Genomic DNA, 17,128 nt, shown 5'->3' on the forward strand with positions numbered 1-17,128 from the left:
AAAGATCCCGATCCAATCCTGTAGAGGGTCAATAGGCCGAATCGCTGGCGGCCACCGCGTCTTCGCTGCTGGCCGCGCGTTTGCGCGAGGCCGGCTTGGCGCTTTGTTCGAAGTGCGCCTGACGCTGTTGCAGGGCTTCGAGCAGACCGAAGTCCTGGGGGAAATCGTCGACCTGGATCGCGTGGTCGCCGTATTCCACATAGCGCCCCAGCAGCTCGTCCTCGTCCGGACTGATCAGTTGCAGCTCCAGGGCCTTGACCCGCCAGATCACGAAGGCCTCGCGGGAGATCGGCAACGGCGCCAGGCTGCCCTGCTTGATCGCCGGTTTGAGCCGCGCCTCGATAAGGTCCACCTGTGGCTGCAGGCGGAACGCCAGTTCGCCATAGGCCAGCTTGTCGATGTCCGGCTGCGGGATGTAGGAGTCGGCCAGCAAGCGGTCGCGGGTCGGGCCCGGGGTTTGCACCAGTTCGGCGACTTGCGCCAGCAGGCGATCCGACGGCTTGCGCTGGGGAATGCCCAGGGGAAAGCTCAGGCCACGGATGATCCGCGCGGCAGCCTTGGACGGATAGTTGTCCAGCACTTCGGCCAGGGCTTCATGGGCCCGCAGCAGGCAGTCCTGGGCGGCCCAGTGCACCAGCGGCAGGTCGGCCTGCGGCCGGCCATCGTCCTCGAAGCGCTTCAACACGCAGGACAGGATGTACAGCTGGGACAGAATGTCCCCCAGGCGCCCGGTGATGCTTTCCTTGCGCTTGAGGGCACCGCCCAGCACGCCCATGGAAATGTCCGAGGCCAGGGCCAGGACCACCGACAGACGCTGGATCTGCCGGTAGTAGCCGGCCAGGGCCTTGTCGGTGTTGCCCGGGGCCTTGATCAGGCGCCCGCCAGTGACCGCATGCACGGCAGCGCGCACGGTGTTGGCGAAGACGAAGCTGATGTGGCCGAACATCGCGCTGTCGAACGCTTCCAGGCCCTTGCGCCCGGTATCCCGGGCCGCTTCCATCTCGCGAAAGACATAGGGATGGCAACGGATCAGCCCCTGGCCGTAGATGATCAGGCAGCGGGTCATGATGTTCGCGCCTTCCACGGTGATGGCGATCGGGCTTTGCTGGTAGGCCCGGGCCAGGAAGTTGTTGGGCCCCATGCAGATGCCCTTGCCGGCAACGATGTCCATGCCGTCATTGACCATGGCCCGGGCGCGCTCGGTGACGTGGTACTTGGCGATGGCCGAGATCACCGAGGGCTTCTCGCCGGCATCCAGGGACGCCACCGAGACCTTGCGCACCGCGTCGCAGGCATACAGGTGCCCGGCCATGCGGGCCAGGGGCGCCTGCACCCCTTCGAACTTGCCGATGGGCAGGCCGAACTGCTTGCGCATCGCCGCGTAGGCCGTGGTGCCGCGCACCGCCACTTTGCCCAGGCCGACGTTGGCCGAGGGCAGGGAAATGGCGCGCCCGGCGGCCAGGCATTCCATCAGCATGCGCCAGCCGTTGCCCACCTGGTCGCCACCGCCGATCACCCATTCCAGGGGGATGAACACATCCTTGCCGGTGGTGGGGCCATTCTGGAACACCGCGTTCAGCGGCCAGTGGCGACGCCCGGTATTGACCCCGGGATGAGTGGTGGGAATCAGCGCGCAGGTGATCCCCAGGCTGCCCTTGGTGCCCAGCAGGCCGTCCGGGTCTTCGGCGCGAAAGGCCAGGCCCAGCACCGTGGCGATCGGGCCCAGGGTGATGTAGCGCTTGTCCCAGGTAACCCGGAAGCCCAGCACTTCCTGGCCCTCGAACTGGCCTTTGCAGACCACGCCGGTATCGGGAATGGCCCCGGCGTCGGAGCCGGCATAGGGGCTGGTCAGGGCGAAGCAGGGAATGTCTTCGCCCCGGGCCAGGCGCGGCAGGTAATGCTGGCGCTGGGCCTCGGTACCGTAGTGCAGCAGCAGTTCGGCCGGGCCCAGGGAGTTGGGCACCATCACCGAGATCGCCGCCGCCGAGCAGCGGGTGGAGAGTTTCATCACCACTTGGGAGTGAGCGTAATGGGAGAAGCCTTTGCCGCCGTACTGCTTGGGAATGATCATCCCCAGGAAGCCGGCGTCCTTGGTGTATTGCCAGGCCTTGGGCGAGAGGTCCTGCCAGACCTGGGTGGTTTCCCAGTCGTTGGCCATGTCGCACAGGGTTTCCACTTCGTTGTCCATGAACGCCTGCTCTTCGGCGCTCAGGCTGGCCGGCGCGGCGCCTATCAGGCGCGACCAGTCGGGCTTGCCGCTGAACAGCTCGGCATCCCACCAGACCGTGCCGGATTCGATGGCCGCGCGCTCGGTGTCGGACATGGCCGGCATGATCTTGCGGAACATGACCAGGGCACGACGGGTGAGCAAGGCCCGACGCAGCGGCTTGACGCTCAACAGCGCAGCCGGCAGCACCACCAGCAGCGCCGCGAGGCTGATGCCCAGCGAGCCCACCAGGCCCAACCAGTGCCCTGCCCCCAGCCAGACCAGGGCCGAGCCCAGCCACCAGGATGCCGGGGCCTGCCGATAGGCCAGTGCGAACGCAGCGGCGAGTCCCACCAATAACCAGACAATCATGGAATACCTCTCTTGTTCTATGCAGACGACCACTTGGAGCCTGGGCGTTGTGCCGGCCCCTCGAAGATCACCCTACAAAGGAAACTGCCGCGTTTCAAATTTTATTTTTAAATATTGTTTTGAGTGATTTCAGCAACGCACAACGGCCGAACGATGTCAGCCAGGGCTTGGGGAAATGGCAGGTCAAGACGGGTCCTGAGGTGACCCGTCCCGCCGACGGCAGTAGCACAATCCCTTTGTACTGCCGTTATCTCGAGGCGTGGGTAAAGCCTTTACCCTCAGAAGTGATAGGTCGCGGAGAGACTCACCACCTCGCCCTTGGCGTCGACCTTGCCATCCAGGCGCGAGGCACCGAGACGGTCCACGTTCTGGGTCTTGATCTTGGCTTCCTTGACGAATTGCCGGGAATAGGCGCCGTCGATGGTCAGGCCGGGGATCGCCCTGATGTCATAGCCGAAGCCCAGGGAAGTGAACCAGCGATCGTTGTCGGGAATCCGCGGGTCACGTGTGCTGTTGCGGGTTGGTGTCTGGTCGTACGCCACACCGGCCCGCAGGGTCAACTGGTCGGTGAAGCGGTAGTCGCCACCCAGGGAATACATCATGGTGTCTTTGTACTTGTACGGGATGGAGACCAGGGTATTGCCATCGGACTTCAGGGTCAGGTCCTTGAACGACGACCATTGGGTCCACAGCATGCTGGCACCCAGGGTGAAGCGGTCATCGAACACGTGCACCCAGTCCAGCCCGGCGGAGGCTGGAATGTCCAGCTGGGCACTGGCGTTGGCGCCATCCGGGTTCAGCTTCAGGCCGGGATAGGCCAGTTCCACCAGGCTTTCACCATTGGGCCCGGCCGGTTGGGTCATGTACTGGCGGCCTACCGCGTCGGCACGCACGTTGTACTTGCCGTCCATCTTGTTCTTGATCTTGGCGTGGTAGTTCAGGCCCAGGGTGTCGCGGTCGGTGGGTTTCCAGACCACGCCGGTGAACCAGCCTACCGAGGTATTGTCCACCTTGACCCGCATCAGGTTCGCCCCGACGCCGGATGGCAGCGGGATCCCGCCCAGGCCGGGAGATACCGCCGCGGCACCGGTCAGGTTGAGGTTCTGGCTGACGAAGCCCTTGCTGTGCTGGACGATGACCCCGGCACCCAGGGAGAAGTCGTCATTGACCTTGAACGACAGCGAGCCGGTCAGGCCCACGGTCTCGATCTTGGTATCCACCGAAAAGTCGCGGATCTTTGAATTGTCGTTATCCCAGGTGCTGCGCATGCCCATGGGCACGACCTGGCTCAGGCCGAAGGCAAACTGATCGTTGATCGGCATTACCATGAAGCCGGTCGGCAACCAGGCGGTGAAGCCGCCCTGGCCACCATTGCCCTCCAGGGGCACCGGACCGCTGGTGGGGACGCCGGATGCATCCACCGGCAAGGTGGTGGCCGGATTCCCTTGATAATCGTAGGCATCGCCTTTGTATTTCATCTTGATGCGGGCGTAGTCGACCGTCATCTGTGCCACGTTCTGATCGATAAACGCCATGGCCGCCGGGTTGTTGTAAGCCGCACTGGGGTCGTTCTTGAACAACGAACCACCACCGAAGGCCCGGCCCCATCCGGGAGCGCCGTAGGTAGGCGTGGTGAAGCCGCCTGCCTGAACAGTGCCGATCGCACCAAAGCCCCCCAACAGGGCGAGTGCCACCGCGATCTGCAACTGTTGTTTCTTATTATTCATGCCCCACTCCTTATTATTATCGATAGCAACCGACACTACAGGGCCCTCCTGATCTGCAGATCACCGCCTCTTGCGAGGCGGTGTCCTTCAGCGGGTGATCAGCCCTTGGTTCCAGATAACGCTTAAATCACGCTGACCTGTGGCGACGGCTTGGCGTTCAGCACATCCACGGAGCAGCCACCGCTCAGGGTCTGAGGCGTGCTCAGGCTCAGCGAGTGAGTCACGTTGCTCCAGGCCACGTTGATGGTGGTCGGACCGCAGTTGGTGGCAGGGAAGAAGGAAATGGTGTAACCCACGTTGGTCACGGTACCTGCGGTGGTGCTAGAGGCACTCAGGGTCCATGGCAAGCCAGTGATCTTCGGCAGGTTGCACAGCGCGTTGCTGCCGCTGACGGTGGCGCCGGTGATGCTGGCCACGCCGCCGGCGATGTTGCCGCTGAAGTTGATGTTGCAGGTCACGGGCTGGTTGAACGAGGACGGCGAGCGCACGGTGATAGTGCCGCCAGGGGTAGTGAACGGACCATCCGGGTTCGCACCATCAATGGCGATGGATGCAGCGCTGGCCATGGAAGCAGCTCCCAAGCAGGCAACGATGGCGGTGGCGGACACGAGAGTTTTGATGCCTTTCATTGTTGTTTTTCCTCACATGTATGGCGATTCATTTCGCCGGGGTAATGGCCTTGAGCGAGACGACACGGAGAACAGCGACCGAGCTTCCCTTTCCAGCCAAATCTTCAATTCGATAAAGGTGTGACGTGCGCGTCAGGGTGCAACCCGGAACGTGGGTGGCATCTGGATCGATACGGTCTTGATGGTGCAGCCACCGTCGAGGCTGACCTGGGCCGCTTCGAGTTTTCCGGTGCTGTTGTTCCAACTGCCTTCGGCGGTGGACGGCCCGCAGTCGCCGCCCACCAGGGGCGCGTGCACGGTGACCTGGATACCCGACATGGCGCCGCTGGTTTCGTCCTTGGCGATCAGCTTCCAGGGCAGGTGCGTGGCTTCCACCTGGCCGCACTTGAGGCCGCCGCTGAAGTCGACTTTCTCGACGCTGGCGAAGCTGCCGTCGGGGCTGACCTTGCCGCTGACCTGGATGGTGCAGTCGGCATTGATGATGCTCTTGGCAAAGCTGATGGGGCCCTTGGCGGTGAACTCGGTATTGGCCGGTTCAATGCGCGCGGCTTCGGCGGCGCCCATCAGGGAGATCCCCACCAGGACCACGAACAACTGGGCAGTGAATAGCGGTGAAATGGACATCCGTGACTTCCTTACAGTTGCTTATTGTTGTTGTCGGTCAACTTGCTTAAGGACTGCCTACTGCGTTGCTCACCCTTCAAGCGGGCACATCACAGGCGAACACGACCGGTTCACCAGCACTTGAAGGGGGGAGCGGTACAACTAAAGAGCGGTGTCTGAATCGGTGTTGCTGAAGCCGTAGCGCTTGAGCAGCTCGTCACGCTTGGCCGGGTGCATGTTGGCCAGGCGTACATCACCCGAGTAGTGCGCCAGCACCCGGTGGTCCATCAGGCGCCGCCAGAGGGCCGGCACATAGGCCCAGACGATCATGGTGGCGTAGCCATAGGGCAGCTGTGGCGACTCGTCGAAGTGACGCAAGGCCTGATACGCACGGGTCGGGTTGGCGTGGTGGTCGGAGTGGCGCTGCAACTGGAACAGGAAGATGTTGGTGACGATCCGGTTGCTGTTCCAGGAGTGGCGCGGCGAGCAGCGTTCATAGCGGCCGTTGGGCTGTTTCTGGCGCAGCAGACCGTAGTGCTCGACGTAGTTGACCACCTCCAGCAGAGAGAAGCCGTAGATCCCCTGGATCACCAGGAAGGGAATCACCGCCGCCCCCAGCCAGGCGATCAGCACGCCCCACAGCACCACGCTGTACAACCAGGCGCTGAGCACGCCGTTCTTCCAGTGCAGGGTCGGCAGGCCGAGTTTTTCCAGGCGCTGGCTTTCCAGATGCCAGGCCGAACTCAGGCTGAACCACACGGTGCGCGGCAGGAAACTCCAGAAGGATTCGCCCAGGCGCGAACTGGCCGGGTCCTCCGGGGTGGCCACCCGCACATGGTGGCCGCGGTTGTGCTCGACGAAGAAGTGCCCATAGAAGGTCGAAGCCAGGGCCAGCTTGGCCAGGAACTTGGCCATCCCGCGGTTCTTGTGCCCCAGCTCATGAGCGATGTTGATGGCAATGCCGGTGGCCGCGCCGGTGGACATCGCCATGCCCAGGTAGGTGAACCAGCCGATACTGCCGTGCAGTTGCGCACGCTCGGTGAGGAAGGCGGCGAAGCTCGCCAGGCTGCCTTGCAGGTGCAGTTGTTCACTCAGTTGCAGCAGGCCGCCGGCGATAATCCAGTCCACCCCGCTGATGGCCATCCAGGCGGTCACCACCAAAGACAGTACCGAGAGCACGGCACAGCTGTAGACGATAAAGCGGTAGTAGGGTTGTTTTTCCAGATCGGGAACGGCGGATTCAGGCGGGTTGCTGGCATCTTCCCCCATCAGGCCGTCAATCAGCGGGATCAGGCCGAAGATCACCAGGACCCCGCTCCACCAGAACACTTGCACCCCGGTGGTGAGGGCAAAGATCCCCGACAGCAGAGGGGTGATCATGGGCAAGGTGCCCAGCCACCACAGGTGACGCTTGCTATCGGTCCAGACGCCGGGTGCCGCCACGGAAACAGTCATGGCAGCCTCCGCAGGATGGCAGTCGAAACAGGTGCTATAAAGGACAGCGCGGCTGCGCTGTGCCGAGCGTGAAGGGATGAAAAAACAAAAGCGTGAAATGGCGTTATTTTCATTATTTTTAATCGCTCAATTGCACTTTCAAAAAAAACATTCAAAACATTTTTTTAAAAAAATAGCTCGGGTTCGTTAGCTCGTCAACTATTTTTTCGGCTTGTTTCGAATGTCGCCCGTGAAGCATTTACAGCTGCTGTCGACGCCGCGGCAGGGGCGCTCGAAACCGCCCCCCACCACGCCCTCAACTTGCTCTTGAAGCCGCGAACGGCGGGTGCAGGATGGTTGCGCTGCGTTGTGGCGCAGCCTGGGAAGCGACGTGCTGGACCATGGCCACCACCCGCTCGACTGCGCTGATGGGCAACATGTGGCCCCGGCCCTGGACGATCTCCAGGGACAGCCCCGGCACCTTGCCGACCATTGACTCACCGTGCCGGCGGTAACTGAGCACCGGGTCCGCCGAGCCATAGATCAGCCCTACCGGCAGCTTCAGGCTGGGGTAATGCTTGACCATGCCCGGCAGCGAACGGTTGACCACGGCGATTTCGCTGGAGGCGTTGTAGAAGCTGTCCGAACGCATCCCCAGCAACCCGCCGCCACGCTCGGCGAAATCCTCGGGCACCGGGTCCGGGGCGAACACCGATTTGACCAGGCCACGGCGCCCGAGCATGGCCATGGGCGCCGCCAGGGTCAGCGACATCCAGCGCCGCAGGAAAGCCGGGCGAACTGCCAGGGACAGGAACACCAGCGGCAACATGCGCTGCGGATGGGTCAAGGGGGCCACCAGGATCAGCCCGGACACCGATTGCCGATGGTCCAGGGCCAGGGACAGCGCCACCGCACCGCCCAGGGAATGCCCCAGCACCAGCGGCTGGCCCAGGTCCAGGGTACGAATGAACCTGGCCACCAGGCTGGCCTGGGCCGGCAGGTCTGCCGCGGCGCCCCGGGCCCGGGTGGAATAGCCCGAACCGGGACGATCGATGGTGATCACCCGGAAGCGTTCGCGCAGCTGCGGGGCCAGGGAGTGGGTCAGGTTGCGCCCGCAGCCGGTCAGGCCATGGATCATCAATAGCGCCGGGCCCCTGCCCTCATCGGTGTAGTGAATGCGCTCGCCACCGACCTCGAGAAAGCGTCCGTTGATCGGAACCTGGCTTTCAATCCGGCGGTTGATACGAAAACTCACCACCCAGAGCACCGCACTGACCGCCAGGAATACCGCTGCCGCTACCAGCCACTCCATAACCCGCCCCCTCAGCTTCCCTGCGCCGTTCGCCCGTGATCGGAATGACCTGGCGGTGTGGCGTGTCGCCCTGGCCTGGTGTCGCCTGTGACGCCTCACCCATGGCCTGGATGAGCCCCGCAAAATCCACAGGCGACCAGCGCAGGTGACATTTTCAGGTAATTTATTTAAATTAATTTTTAAAACATTATTTTAAATTGTGCAATCCTGAGTTTTCACCCACTGACGAAAGTCACCCAGCAACATCATTACAATCGAGGTACACACCATGAATGCGTACTCGCCACCCAACGACCCCGAGGTCGTTGACATCGCCATCATCGGCGCCGGCTTCGCAGGGCTGTGCATGGCGATCAAGCTCAAGCAAGCGGGGATAGAGGATTTCTTCGTCGCCGAACACGCCGCGTCCCTGGGGGGCACCTGGCGCGACAATCACTACCCCGGCTGCGCCTGCGACGTGCAATCCCACGTTTATTCCTTCTCTTTTGCGCCCAACCCGAACTGGACCCGGCAGTTCGCGCCCCAGCCGGAAATCCGCGAATACCTGGAAAACTGCGCCCGGGATTTCGCCCTGACGCCCTACCTGCACTTCAACATGGGCCTGCAACAGGCGGTCTTCGATGAAGCCCGGGAGCGCTGGCACCTGCGCTTCAGCAATGGTCGGGAAGTCAGTGCGCGGGTACTGATCTCCGGCATGGGTGGCCTGTCGCGCCCGGCGATCCCGGACATCCCCGGGCTCGACACCTTCACCGGCAAGCGGTTTCACTCCCAGCAGTGGGATCACCGCTACGCCCTGCAAGGCAAGCGGGTGGCGGTGATCGGCACCGGCGCCAGCGCCATCCAGTTCGTGCCGAAAATCGCCCCGCGGGTGGCTCAGCTCAAGCTGTTCCAGCGCACCCCGCCGTGGATCATGCCCAAGCCCGACCGCGAGCTCAGCGCGGTGGAACGCTGGGCCTTCAAGCACCTGCCCTTCACCCAGCGGCTGGTGCGCTCGGCGCTGTACTGGACCCTGGAAAGCCGGGTGATCGCCTTCGCCCGCCGGCCCAGACTGATGAAGGTGGTGCAGCGCGTGGCCCTGCGCCATCTGCGCAAACAGGTGCCCGACCCGGTGCTGCGCCAGCGCCTGACCCCGGACTACACCATCGGCTGCAAGCGCATCCTGATCTCCAACGACTACTACCCGGCCCTGACCCGGGGCAACGTGCGGCTGATCACTGATGACATCCAGCGTATCGACGGCGACGCGGTGATCACTGCAGACGGCAGCCGCCACCCCGTGGACTGCATCATCTTCGGCACCGGTTTCCAGGCCACCGACCCGATTCCCCGGGGCCTGCTGTTCGGCCGCCATGGCCAGGACCTGATGGACAGCTGGGCCCGGGGCGCCCACGCCTACCTGGGCACCTGCCTGCCGGGCTTCCCGAATTTCTTCATGATCGTCGGCCCCAACACCGGCCTGGGGCACAACTCGATGATCCTGATGATCGAGGCCCAGGTGGACTACATCCTCAAGGCCCTGGGCCAGATGCAGCGCGAACGTATCGCCAGCATCGAAGTCCGGCCCCAGGTCGAAAGCCAGTACAACCAGCGCCTGCAGCAGCGCCTGGCCGGGGCCATCTGGTCCACCGGGGGCTGCCGCAGCTGGTACCTGGACCCGCGCAGCGGGCAGAACACCACCCTCTGGCCGGGCTCCACCTGGAGCTTCAAGAAGACCTTGCAGCACTTCGAGCTGCAGGACTACCAGGCCAGCCACCTGCCCCACGCCCAGCCCGCCGCCGCACCGGCCGCCGCGCGCGCCCTGCACCTTGAAGAGGCCGCTCTCAATGAAAAACTTTAACGGTAAAGTCGCCGCCATCACCGGTGCCGCCTCCGGCATGGGCCGCGCCCTGGCCGTCGCCCTGGCCCGTGAGGGCTGTCACCTGGCCCTGGCCGACAAGAACCCCCAGGGCCTGGCACAGACCGTGGCCCAGGCCCGGGCCGCGACCCTGTTGCCGCTGCGCATCAGCAGCCAGGAACTGGACGTCGGCGACCGCGAGGCGATGTTCGCCTGGGCCGCCGCCAGCGCCGCCGAACACGGCCAGATCAACCTGATCTTCAACAACGCCGGGGTGGCGCTGTCGAGCACCGTGGAAGGTTCGAGCCTGGCGGACCTGGAGTGGATAGTGGACGTCAACTTCTGGGGCGTGGTCCACGGCACCCAGGCCTTCCTGCCCTACCTCAGGCAATCCGGCGACGGTCACATCATCAACACCTCCAGCGTCTTCGGGCTGTTCTCCCAGCCCGGCATGAGCGGCTACAACGCCACCAAGTTCGCCGTGCGCGGCTTTACCGAATCCCTGCGCCAGGAGCTCGACCTGCAAGGCAACGGCGTCTCCGCCACCTGCGTGCACCCGGGCGGCATCCGCACGGATATCGCCCGCACCAGCCGCATCAGCGACAACGTCAAGGGTTTCCTGATCGACAACGAACAGCAGGCCCGGGACGACTTCGAAAAACTCTTCATCACCTCTGCCGAAACCGCCGCCAAGGTGATCCTGCTGGGGGTGCGCAAGAACAAGCGCCGGGTGCTGATCGGCCGCGACGCGCACTTGCTCGACCTGTTCATCCGCTTGCTGCCCAGCGCCTACCAGGCCCTGGTGGTGTGGGCCAGCCGGCGCATGGCGCCCAAGCCGGGCAAGACGCGGCCGGCGGTCTACGAGCCCCAGGACGAACGCGGCCTGTAGCGCCGCCCACCCTTTTTCATGTCTAGAGGAGCGACAGCCATGCTGCCCATCCGCCGCGACATCAAGGTCGACCTGCCTGCCGAACGCGCCTGCGACTGGCACGAGCAAGGCAGCCACGTGACCCACTTCTTCAATGCGTTGTCCCTGCTGTTTCCTTCCGGCGAGCTGTTCTTCATGGACAGCGTGCGCCACTACCGCGAACAGATTCACGACCCCGAGCTCAAGCGCCAGATCCAGGGTTTCATTGGCCAGGAAGCCATGCACAGCCGCGAGCACCTGCGCTACAACGACCTGCTGCAGGACGCCGGGCTGCCGGCCCATCTGCTGGACCGGCGGTTGCGCTTCTTCCTCGATTTCCAGAAGAAGCACTTCCCGCCGGCCTTCAACCTCGCGATCACCGTAGCCCTGGAACACTACACGGCAATCCTCGCCGACCTGCTGCTGCGCGACCCCAGCCGCTTCGGCAATTCGGTGGCGGGCTACCGGCAGATGTGGCTGTGGCACGCCCTCGAGGAAACCGAGCACAAGGCCGTGTCCTACGACGTCTGGAACAGCGTGATCAAGCCCGGGCCCAAGCGTTACCTGATCCGCACCGGGAGCATGCTGTTCACCACCCTGGGCTTCTGGCTGGTGGTGTTCGACTTCCATGTGCGCATGCTGATCGCCGACCGCCGTCGCGGCGGCCACTGGCGCGGGTTGTGGCAGGTGGTCAAGTACCTCTACGGCCCCAAGGGGGTGTTCCCGCGGATCGCCCTGCCCTGGCTGCAGTTCTTCAAGCCGGGCTTTCACCCCTGGGACCACGACAACCGCGAGCAACTGCAACGCATCGACGGCCTGGTGCAGGACATCGAACGCACCCGCGCCGCCGCGGCCAAGTGACAAATGCCGACACGGCGCAACAGCGGCGTGCCGGCATCCCCTGGCGGGGCTGCTAACCTGCAACGCACCCTTAGGTGCTGCGAGCCCGCGCGATGATCCTGATTCTGTTGCCCCACGCCGACTACGACCCCAGCGAAAGCAGCCTGCCCTGGCAGGCTGCCCGGGACGCCGGTTTTGCCGCGCAGTTCGCCACCCCCCTGGGGATGCCGGCCTACGCCGATTCGCGCCTGGTGAGCCTGGGGTTCGGCCCGCTCAACCCGTTGTTGATGACCCCGGCGGCCGACCTGGCGCGCTACCACGCCATGACCCGCGACCCGGCCTTTTGCAGCCCTCTGCCCTATGCCGGGGTCGACCCGGCGGCCTACGAGGGCTTGCTGATTCCCGGCGGCCACGCCCGGGGCATGCGCAGCCTGTTGGAATCCGAGGAGGTGCGGCGGATCATCCTGGCCTTCTTCCAGGCCGACAAACCCGTGGCCGCGGTGTGCCACGGCCCCCTGGCCCTGGCGCGCTGCATCGATCCGGCCAGCGGGCGCTCGGTGCTCCATGGACGCAAGGTCACCGCCCTGCTGGCCGGCCCCATGGAATTGGCGGCCTGGCTGGTCACCGCGCCGTGGCTGGGGCGCTACTACCGCACCTACGACCACAGCGTCGAGCAAGAGATCAAGGCGGCCCTGGCCAGCCCGGCGGATTTTCTGCCCGGGCCCTGGCTGCCCCGGCGGGATTCGGCAGAGCACCCCGAGCGCGGTTTTGTGGTCCGCGACCGCAATCTATTGACCGCGCGCTGGCCCGGGGACTGCCACCGCTTCGCCAATGAATGGGCGAGCCTGCTGCAACAGGCTCGCGACGCCCAACCTCAGGCGCAGCAGGCAGAGCGCTGACCCGGCTTGAAGGCATGGCTGCGCGCGCCCCAGACCAGCATCAGGCCCACCAGCGCCAGGGCGGCCATGGCCCAGGGAAAAGACGCCGCGCCATAGCGTTGCAAGAGCAGGCCGCCGACCATACCCCCGCAGGCAATTCCCAGGTTGAAGATGGTCACCAGCATCGATTGCGCGACATCCGCCCCCTCCCCGGCCACATCCGCCACGGCGGTCTGGAGCAAGGTCGGGGCGCCACCAAAGGTCAGGCCCCAGGCGCCAATGCCGAGCCAGGCCAGCCAGGGCTGGCTGGCAGCGATCCCCAGCAGCAGGCACGCCAGGGCGAAACCGGCGAGGCTGCACAGGGTCAGCCCGCGCAGCCAGCGGTCGACCCCGAGCCCGGTGAACCAGATCCCCACCAGGGAGGCCAGGCCGAACACCAGCAGCGCCCGGTCGAGAGAGGCCGCCAGGCCCAGGGACGCGAGGAACGGCGCGATATAGGTGTAGAGAATGTTGTGGGCCAGGATCCATACGAAGATCACCAGCAGCGCCTGGGGCAGGCCCCGGGTGAGAAAGATCCGCGCGATCGGCTGGCGCTGGTGGGCCGGCTGGCCGGGGTAGTCCGGCACTGCCAGGCGCACCCAGAACCACAGCAGCAGAGCCAGTAGCGACAGTCCCCAGAAGATCTGCGGCCAATCCATGCGGGTGCCCAGCCAGGCCCCCAGGGGCACCCCCAGGCACAGCGCGATCGGCTGGCCAACGCCCACCACCGCCAGGGCCCGGCCCTGCAACTCGGGCACCACCAGACGCCGGGCATAGCCGGCCAGCAGGCCCCAGACCAGCCCCGCCGCCATGCCCGCGGCAAAGCGCGCGGCCAGGGTCAACAGGTAGTGGGTCGACAACGCGGTCAGGCTGTTGAACAGCAACAGGCCGCCGATGGCCAGCAACAGCAAGGGCCTACGGCGCCAACTGCGAGTGGCGGCGATCAGCGGAATCGCCGCCGCCACCGAGCCCAGGGCATACAGGCTGATCAACTGCCCGGCCATGGCCTCGCTGATGCCCAGGCCCTGGCTGATCTGCGGCAACAGCCCGGCAGGCAGCGTCTCAGTGACGATGGCGATGAAACCGGCCAGGGTAAAGGCCAGCAGGCGCCAGACCGGCAACCTGCTGGAGGCGGTCGGCAAAGGTACGCAAATGTTCATGAAAGAATGCTCACACAAGAAGACCAGAAATCACCGCAGGAACCGGCTTGCCGGCGAATGGGCCCTCGGACCCTGCGCCCGACTCACGGGCGCCTTCGCTGGCAAGCCAGCTCCTACAACAGGCAGATACACCGCGCAGGCTCCCGTAGGAGCCGGCTTGCCGGCGAAGAGGCCCTCAGCCCCTGTGCCCGACTCACGGGCGCCTTCGCTGGTAAGCCAGCGCCTGCATCAGCGCGAGAAGAAACCGCTCAGCCGAGGTAGGAGGCCGCCATGTCCTTGTCGCCATGGCCCTGCTCCAGGGCGCGCTGGAAACGCTGGATTCCGGCCTCGGCCAGATCCAGCCGGACCCCGGCTCTGGCGGCCGCCGCCACCATCAATTCGGCGTCTTTCAGGGCGTTGGCCAGGGTAAAGCTCGGGCTGTAGTCGCCACTGAGCATGGCCCGGGTCTTGGCCTGGAAATAGCCGCTGTCCAGGGGCCCGCCGCTGACCAGTTCCACCACCAGCGCCGGGTCCAGCCCCAGCCCCTTGGCCAGGGCCAGGCTTTCCGCGGCGCCGTGGGTCAGGGCCAGCACCCAGCTGTTGAGGGCCAGCTTCAGGCGGCTGCCGGCTCCCGGCTGTTCGGCAACCCAGAGCACACGCTTGGCGATGGCCTCCAGCAGCGGCTGCAACGCCGGCCGATGAGCCTCGGGGCCCGCGCCCAATACCACCAACTGGCCCTGCTCCGCAGGCTGGCGCGTGCCCAGCACCGGGGCATCGTAGAAGACCAGCCCGCCATCCCGGGCAAAGCCTTGCAGTTCGTCGTTGGCCTCGATCCCCACGGTGGCCATCTGCAGCCAGAGCGCCCCAGGCTCGAAACCGTCCCGTGCCTGCTGCATGGCTTGCAGCACGGCGGCGCCGTCCTTGCCCAGGGTGATGATCACTTGCGCCCCGCGTACCGCCTCGGCGGGCTCGGCAAATACCTGGATATCGTCCGCGATCAGCGCCTGGGCCCGTTGCAGCGTGCGGTTCCAGGCCCGTACCGCAAAGCCCTTGCGCCGCAGATTGCGCGCCACTGCGGCGCCCATGATGCCGATGCCTAATACCGCAATGGATCCTGGTTGCTTGGCCATCTGTGTCTCTCCCGTGTTCAATTAATTATGGAATGATCATTCCAATAAAAGGCAAAAAAAGCCCAGCCCTGTAGGAGCTGGCTTGCCAGCGAAGACGCCCTGGAACCTGATGCAGATTGTGAGGGTCCCTTCGCCGGCGCGCCGGCTGCTACAGGCTGGCCAGGACCACCTCAACCACATCCAGCAGGCGCTGGCGTCGTTGCTCCGCCAGGCTGCCCTTGGCCAGCACCCGCAAGCCCTGCACGGTGCACACCACAAAGCTGGCCAGGGCCCGGGGATTCTTCTGCGGGTCGATCTCCCCCTGCTCCTGGCCGCGACGCAGCACCTGCTCCAGGGCCGCCTCGATACGCTGGAAATTCTGCGCCACGAGCTGAGCCACCGCCGCGTCCTGCCCGGCCATTTCCAGGGAGGCATTGGCCGCCAGGCAGCCCAGGCGCCGGGTGTCTTCCAGCTCGTTGTCGACGATGCGCATCAGCAATCGCCGGACCAGTTCCCTGGCGGGTGCGTCGGCGCCCAGCAGCTCGATATTGGCGCTGGTCATCTGCTGGTAGCGCTTGAGGGCACAGGTGTACAGGCCGTGCTTGCTGTCGAAGGCGTTGTACAGGCTGCTGCGGCTCAGGCCCGTGCCTTCCACCAGGTCCTGAATGGACGTGGCGGCGTAACCGCGCTGCCAGAACACCTGCATGGCCGCATCGGCAATCTGCTCGGGGTCGAACTCCTTGGGACGCACGGCTATTACCTTTCTGGAATGATCGTTCCAAAGACTAAAGATCAAGCCGGCAGGCGTCAACCGCCCCGGGCAAAAAAAGCCCCGGGCCGGTTCTCGGGTCCAGGAAGCGGATCTAGGAAGCGGATCTAGGAAGCGGAAGTCGCCAGGGGCTTGTTCAACTCGCCGATCTTTTCCAGCCGGGCGCGCACGATGTTGCGGCTGATGTTGAGCAGGCGCCCGGTCTGCAACTGGTTGCCATGGCAGTAGCGATAGGCCTCGCGAAAGATCGTTTCCTCGATGTGCTCGTACAGGTCGGGAATGTTCTGCTCGAACAGCGCCTGCAAGGCCCGGCCCAGGTCCGCCGGCGCCTGAGGCGCCGGGACGGCCAGGGGCGCCTGTTCCTGGCGGATGCCGGAGGAGCGCATGTCCACCAGGTGCAGATCCCCCGGTGCCACCCGTTGCTGGCGGCACACCAGCAAGGCGTGGTGGATGGCATTTTCCAGTTCGCGAATGTTGCCCGGCCAGCTGTGCTCCAGCAGCTTGCGTTCAGCCTCTTCGGTCAGCGAGGCACGGTTGTAGCCCAGGCGCTGGCAGTGTTCCTCAAGGAAGAATTCGGCCAGGGGCAGGATGTCCCCCGGGCGCTCGCGCAGCGGCGGCAGGCGGATGGTGGCCACGTGCAGGCGGTAGAACAGGTCTTCACGAAAATGCCCGGCCACCACCGCATCGGCGAGGTTGACGTTGGTGGCCGCCACCAGCCGCACATTGATCGGGATCGGCGTGCGCGAGCCCAGGCGCACCACTTCTCGCTCCTGCAGCACCCGCAGCAGCTTGACCTGCATGTTCAGCGGCAAGTCGCCGATCTCGTCGAGAAACAGCGTGCCGCCGTTGGCCGCTTCGAACCAGCCGGCCTTGTGGGTGGTGGCACCGGTAAAGGCGCCTTTCTCATGGCCGAAGAGTTCGCTTTCCACCAGGGTTTCGGCAAAGGCCCCGCAGTTCACCGCGACAAAGGGCTCGCGCCCGCGGCGGCTCAGGTGATGGATGTGGCGCGCCACCAGTTCCTTGCCGGTGCCGGTCTCGCCAATGATCAGGGTATTGGCCTCACTGGGGGCCAGGCGCTCGATGCGACTGAGCAATTCCTGGGAGCGCGGGTCCTTGAACACCAGAACGGTGGCCCGTACCGACTTGGTCAATTCACGGGCGTTTGGATGAGTGATCAGCGACATGGTGCATTCCTGGCAGTAAAAGCGCGGGCTCAATAGTGCACGAAGATATTTAGACTAAATAATTATTAATTAATCTTTAGATATTCCTTTTATGAATATATCTGAATGGTGCTCCCCACCTGCTGCTGGAGCAGCAATCGGCCAGC

The 17,128-nt window shown here is 64.7% G+C and carries 14 protein-coding genes; 4 read left to right on the forward strand and 10 right to left on the reverse strand.

Annotation, left to right across the window (positions count from 1 at the left end):
• Positions 1-28: 28 nt before the first annotated feature.
• The 6 genes from ACUXVH_RS10995 to ACUXVH_RS11020 form a co-directional block, all read right to left on the reverse strand.
• On the reverse strand, positions 29-2,578 hold the full coding sequence (locus tag ACUXVH_RS10995) for an acyl-CoA dehydrogenase (protein ID WP_015635565.1): 2,550 nt from the start codon (positions 2,576-2,578) through the stop codon (positions 29-31).
• Positions 2,579-2,856: 278 nt separating this feature from the next.
• Positions 2,857-4,305 (reverse strand): outer membrane protein transport protein, encoded by a 1,449-nt coding sequence (locus tag ACUXVH_RS11000; RefSeq protein ID WP_011061227.1) that lies wholly within the window; start codon positions 4,303-4,305, stop codon positions 2,857-2,859.
• Between the two features lie 122 nt (positions 4,306-4,427).
• Positions 4,428-4,934 (reverse strand): alkane oxidation protein activator PraB, encoded by a 507-nt coding sequence (praB, locus tag ACUXVH_RS11005; RefSeq protein WP_011061226.1) that lies wholly within the window; start codon positions 4,932-4,934, stop codon positions 4,428-4,430.
• A gap of 132 nt (positions 4,935-5,066) precedes the next feature.
• The gene (gene praA, locus ACUXVH_RS11010; protein WP_015635562.1) at positions 5,067-5,558 is read right to left on the reverse strand and encodes an alkane oxidation protein activator PraA; all 492 of its coding nucleotides are present in this window, start codon (positions 5,556-5,558) and stop codon (positions 5,067-5,069) included.
• Between the two features lie 141 nt (positions 5,559-5,699).
• Entirely contained in the window at positions 5,700-6,992 is a 1,293-nt protein-coding gene (locus tag ACUXVH_RS11015; RefSeq protein WP_011061224.1) for an alkane 1-monooxygenase, read from the reverse strand.
• A gap of 295 nt (positions 6,993-7,287) precedes the next feature.
• Positions 7,288-8,283, reverse strand: coding sequence for an alpha/beta fold hydrolase (locus ACUXVH_RS11020; RefSeq protein ID WP_015635560.1), 996 nt, complete (start codon positions 8,281-8,283; stop codon positions 7,288-7,290).
• Between the two features lie 268 nt (positions 8,284-8,551).
• Between ACUXVH_RS11020 and ACUXVH_RS11025 the strand changes: the two genes are divergently transcribed.
• The 4 genes from ACUXVH_RS11025 (at position 8,552) to ACUXVH_RS11040 (ending at position 12,763) form a co-directional block, all read left to right on the forward strand.
• Positions 8,552-10,120, forward strand: coding sequence for a flavin-containing monooxygenase (locus ACUXVH_RS11025; protein WP_065364016.1), 1,569 nt, complete (start codon positions 8,552-8,554; stop codon positions 10,118-10,120).
• Positions 10,107-11,006 carry an SDR family NAD(P)-dependent oxidoreductase gene (locus ACUXVH_RS11030; RefSeq protein ID WP_065364015.1) on the forward strand — a complete coding sequence of 300 codons (900 nt, stop codon included), beginning with the start codon at positions 10,107-10,109 and terminating at the stop codon, positions 11,004-11,006. Before ACUXVH_RS11025 ends, ACUXVH_RS11030 begins: the two co-directional genes overlap by 14 nt.
• Positions 11,007-11,045: 39 nt before the next feature.
• Positions 11,046-11,885 carry a metal-dependent hydrolase gene (locus ACUXVH_RS11035; RefSeq protein ID WP_065364014.1) on the forward strand — a complete coding sequence of 280 codons (840 nt, stop codon included), beginning with the start codon at positions 11,046-11,048 and terminating at the stop codon, positions 11,883-11,885.
• Between the two features lie 92 nt (positions 11,886-11,977).
• A complete protein-coding gene (locus ACUXVH_RS11040) occupies positions 11,978-12,763 on the forward strand; it encodes a type 1 glutamine amidotransferase domain-containing protein (protein WP_065364013.1) in 786 nt (261 codons plus the stop codon).
• On the opposite strand, the gene ACUXVH_RS11045 is transcribed toward ACUXVH_RS11040, so the two are convergent.
• From ACUXVH_RS11045 to ACUXVH_RS11060, 4 genes are all read right to left on the reverse strand, one after another.
• On the reverse strand, positions 12,739-13,941 hold the full coding sequence (locus ACUXVH_RS11045; RefSeq protein WP_065364012.1) for an MFS transporter: 1,203 nt from the start codon (positions 13,939-13,941) through the stop codon (positions 12,739-12,741). The two genes, ACUXVH_RS11040 and ACUXVH_RS11045, sit on opposite strands and share 25 nt — an antisense overlap.
• Positions 13,942-14,189: 248 nt before the next feature.
• Positions 14,190-15,050 (reverse strand): NAD(P)-dependent oxidoreductase, encoded by an 861-nt coding sequence (locus ACUXVH_RS11050; RefSeq protein WP_026022879.1) that lies wholly within the window; start codon positions 15,048-15,050, stop codon positions 14,190-14,192.
• Between the two features lie 148 nt (positions 15,051-15,198).
• Positions 15,199-15,780, reverse strand: coding sequence for a TetR/AcrR family transcriptional regulator (locus ACUXVH_RS11055; protein ID WP_011061216.1), 582 nt, complete (start codon positions 15,778-15,780; stop codon positions 15,199-15,201).
• Positions 15,781-15,905: 125 nt separating this feature from the next.
• A complete protein-coding gene (locus ACUXVH_RS11060; RefSeq protein WP_065364011.1) occupies positions 15,906-16,982 on the reverse strand; it encodes a sigma-54 interaction domain-containing protein in 1,077 nt (358 codons plus the stop codon).
• Positions 16,983-17,128: the final 146 nt, after the last annotated feature.

It is taken from the genome of Pseudomonas sp. 8(2025) (genome assembly GCF_052665325.1).

Bases quoted from the DNA above. Each gene is read 5' to 3' on its own strand.
- ACUXVH_RS10995 (WP_015635565.1), bottom strand. From the start codon at position 2,578: ATGATTGTCTGGTTATTGGTGGGACTCGCCGCTGCGTTCGCACTGGCC.
- ACUXVH_RS11000 (WP_011061227.1), bottom strand. From the start codon at position 4,305: ATGAATAATAAGAAACAACAGTTGCAGATCGCGGTGGCACTCGCCCTG.
- praB (WP_011061226.1), bottom strand. From the start codon at position 4,934: ATGAAAGGCATCAAAACTCTCGTGTCCGCCACCGCCATCGTTGCCTGC.
- praA (WP_015635562.1), bottom strand. From the start codon at position 5,558: ATGTCCATTTCACCGCTATTCACTGCCCAGTTGTTCGTGGTCCTGGTG.
- ACUXVH_RS11015 (WP_011061224.1), bottom strand. From the start codon at position 6,992: ATGACTGTTTCCGTGGCGGCACCCGGCGTCTGGACCGATAGCAAGCGT.
- ACUXVH_RS11020 (WP_015635560.1), bottom strand. From the start codon at position 8,283: ATGGAGTGGCTGGTAGCGGCAGCGGTATTCCTGGCGGTCAGTGCGGTG.
- ACUXVH_RS11025 (WP_065364016.1), top strand. From the start codon at position 8,552: ATGAATGCGTACTCGCCACCCAACGACCCCGAGGTCGTTGACATCGCC.
- ACUXVH_RS11030 (WP_065364015.1), top strand. From the start codon at position 10,107: ATGAAAAACTTTAACGGTAAAGTCGCCGCCATCACCGGTGCCGCCTCC.
- ACUXVH_RS11035 (WP_065364014.1), top strand. From the start codon at position 11,046: ATGCTGCCCATCCGCCGCGACATCAAGGTCGACCTGCCTGCCGAACGC.
- ACUXVH_RS11040 (WP_065364013.1), top strand. From the start codon at position 11,978: ATGATCCTGATTCTGTTGCCCCACGCCGACTACGACCCCAGCGAAAGC.
- ACUXVH_RS11045 (WP_065364012.1), bottom strand. From the start codon at position 13,941: ATGAACATTTGCGTACCTTTGCCGACCGCCTCCAGCAGGTTGCCGGTC.
- ACUXVH_RS11050 (WP_026022879.1), bottom strand. From the start codon at position 15,050: ATGGCCAAGCAACCAGGATCCATTGCGGTATTAGGCATCGGCATCATG.
- ACUXVH_RS11060 (WP_065364011.1), bottom strand. From the start codon at position 16,982: ATGTCGCTGATCACTCATCCAAACGCCCGTGAATTGACCAAGTCGGTA.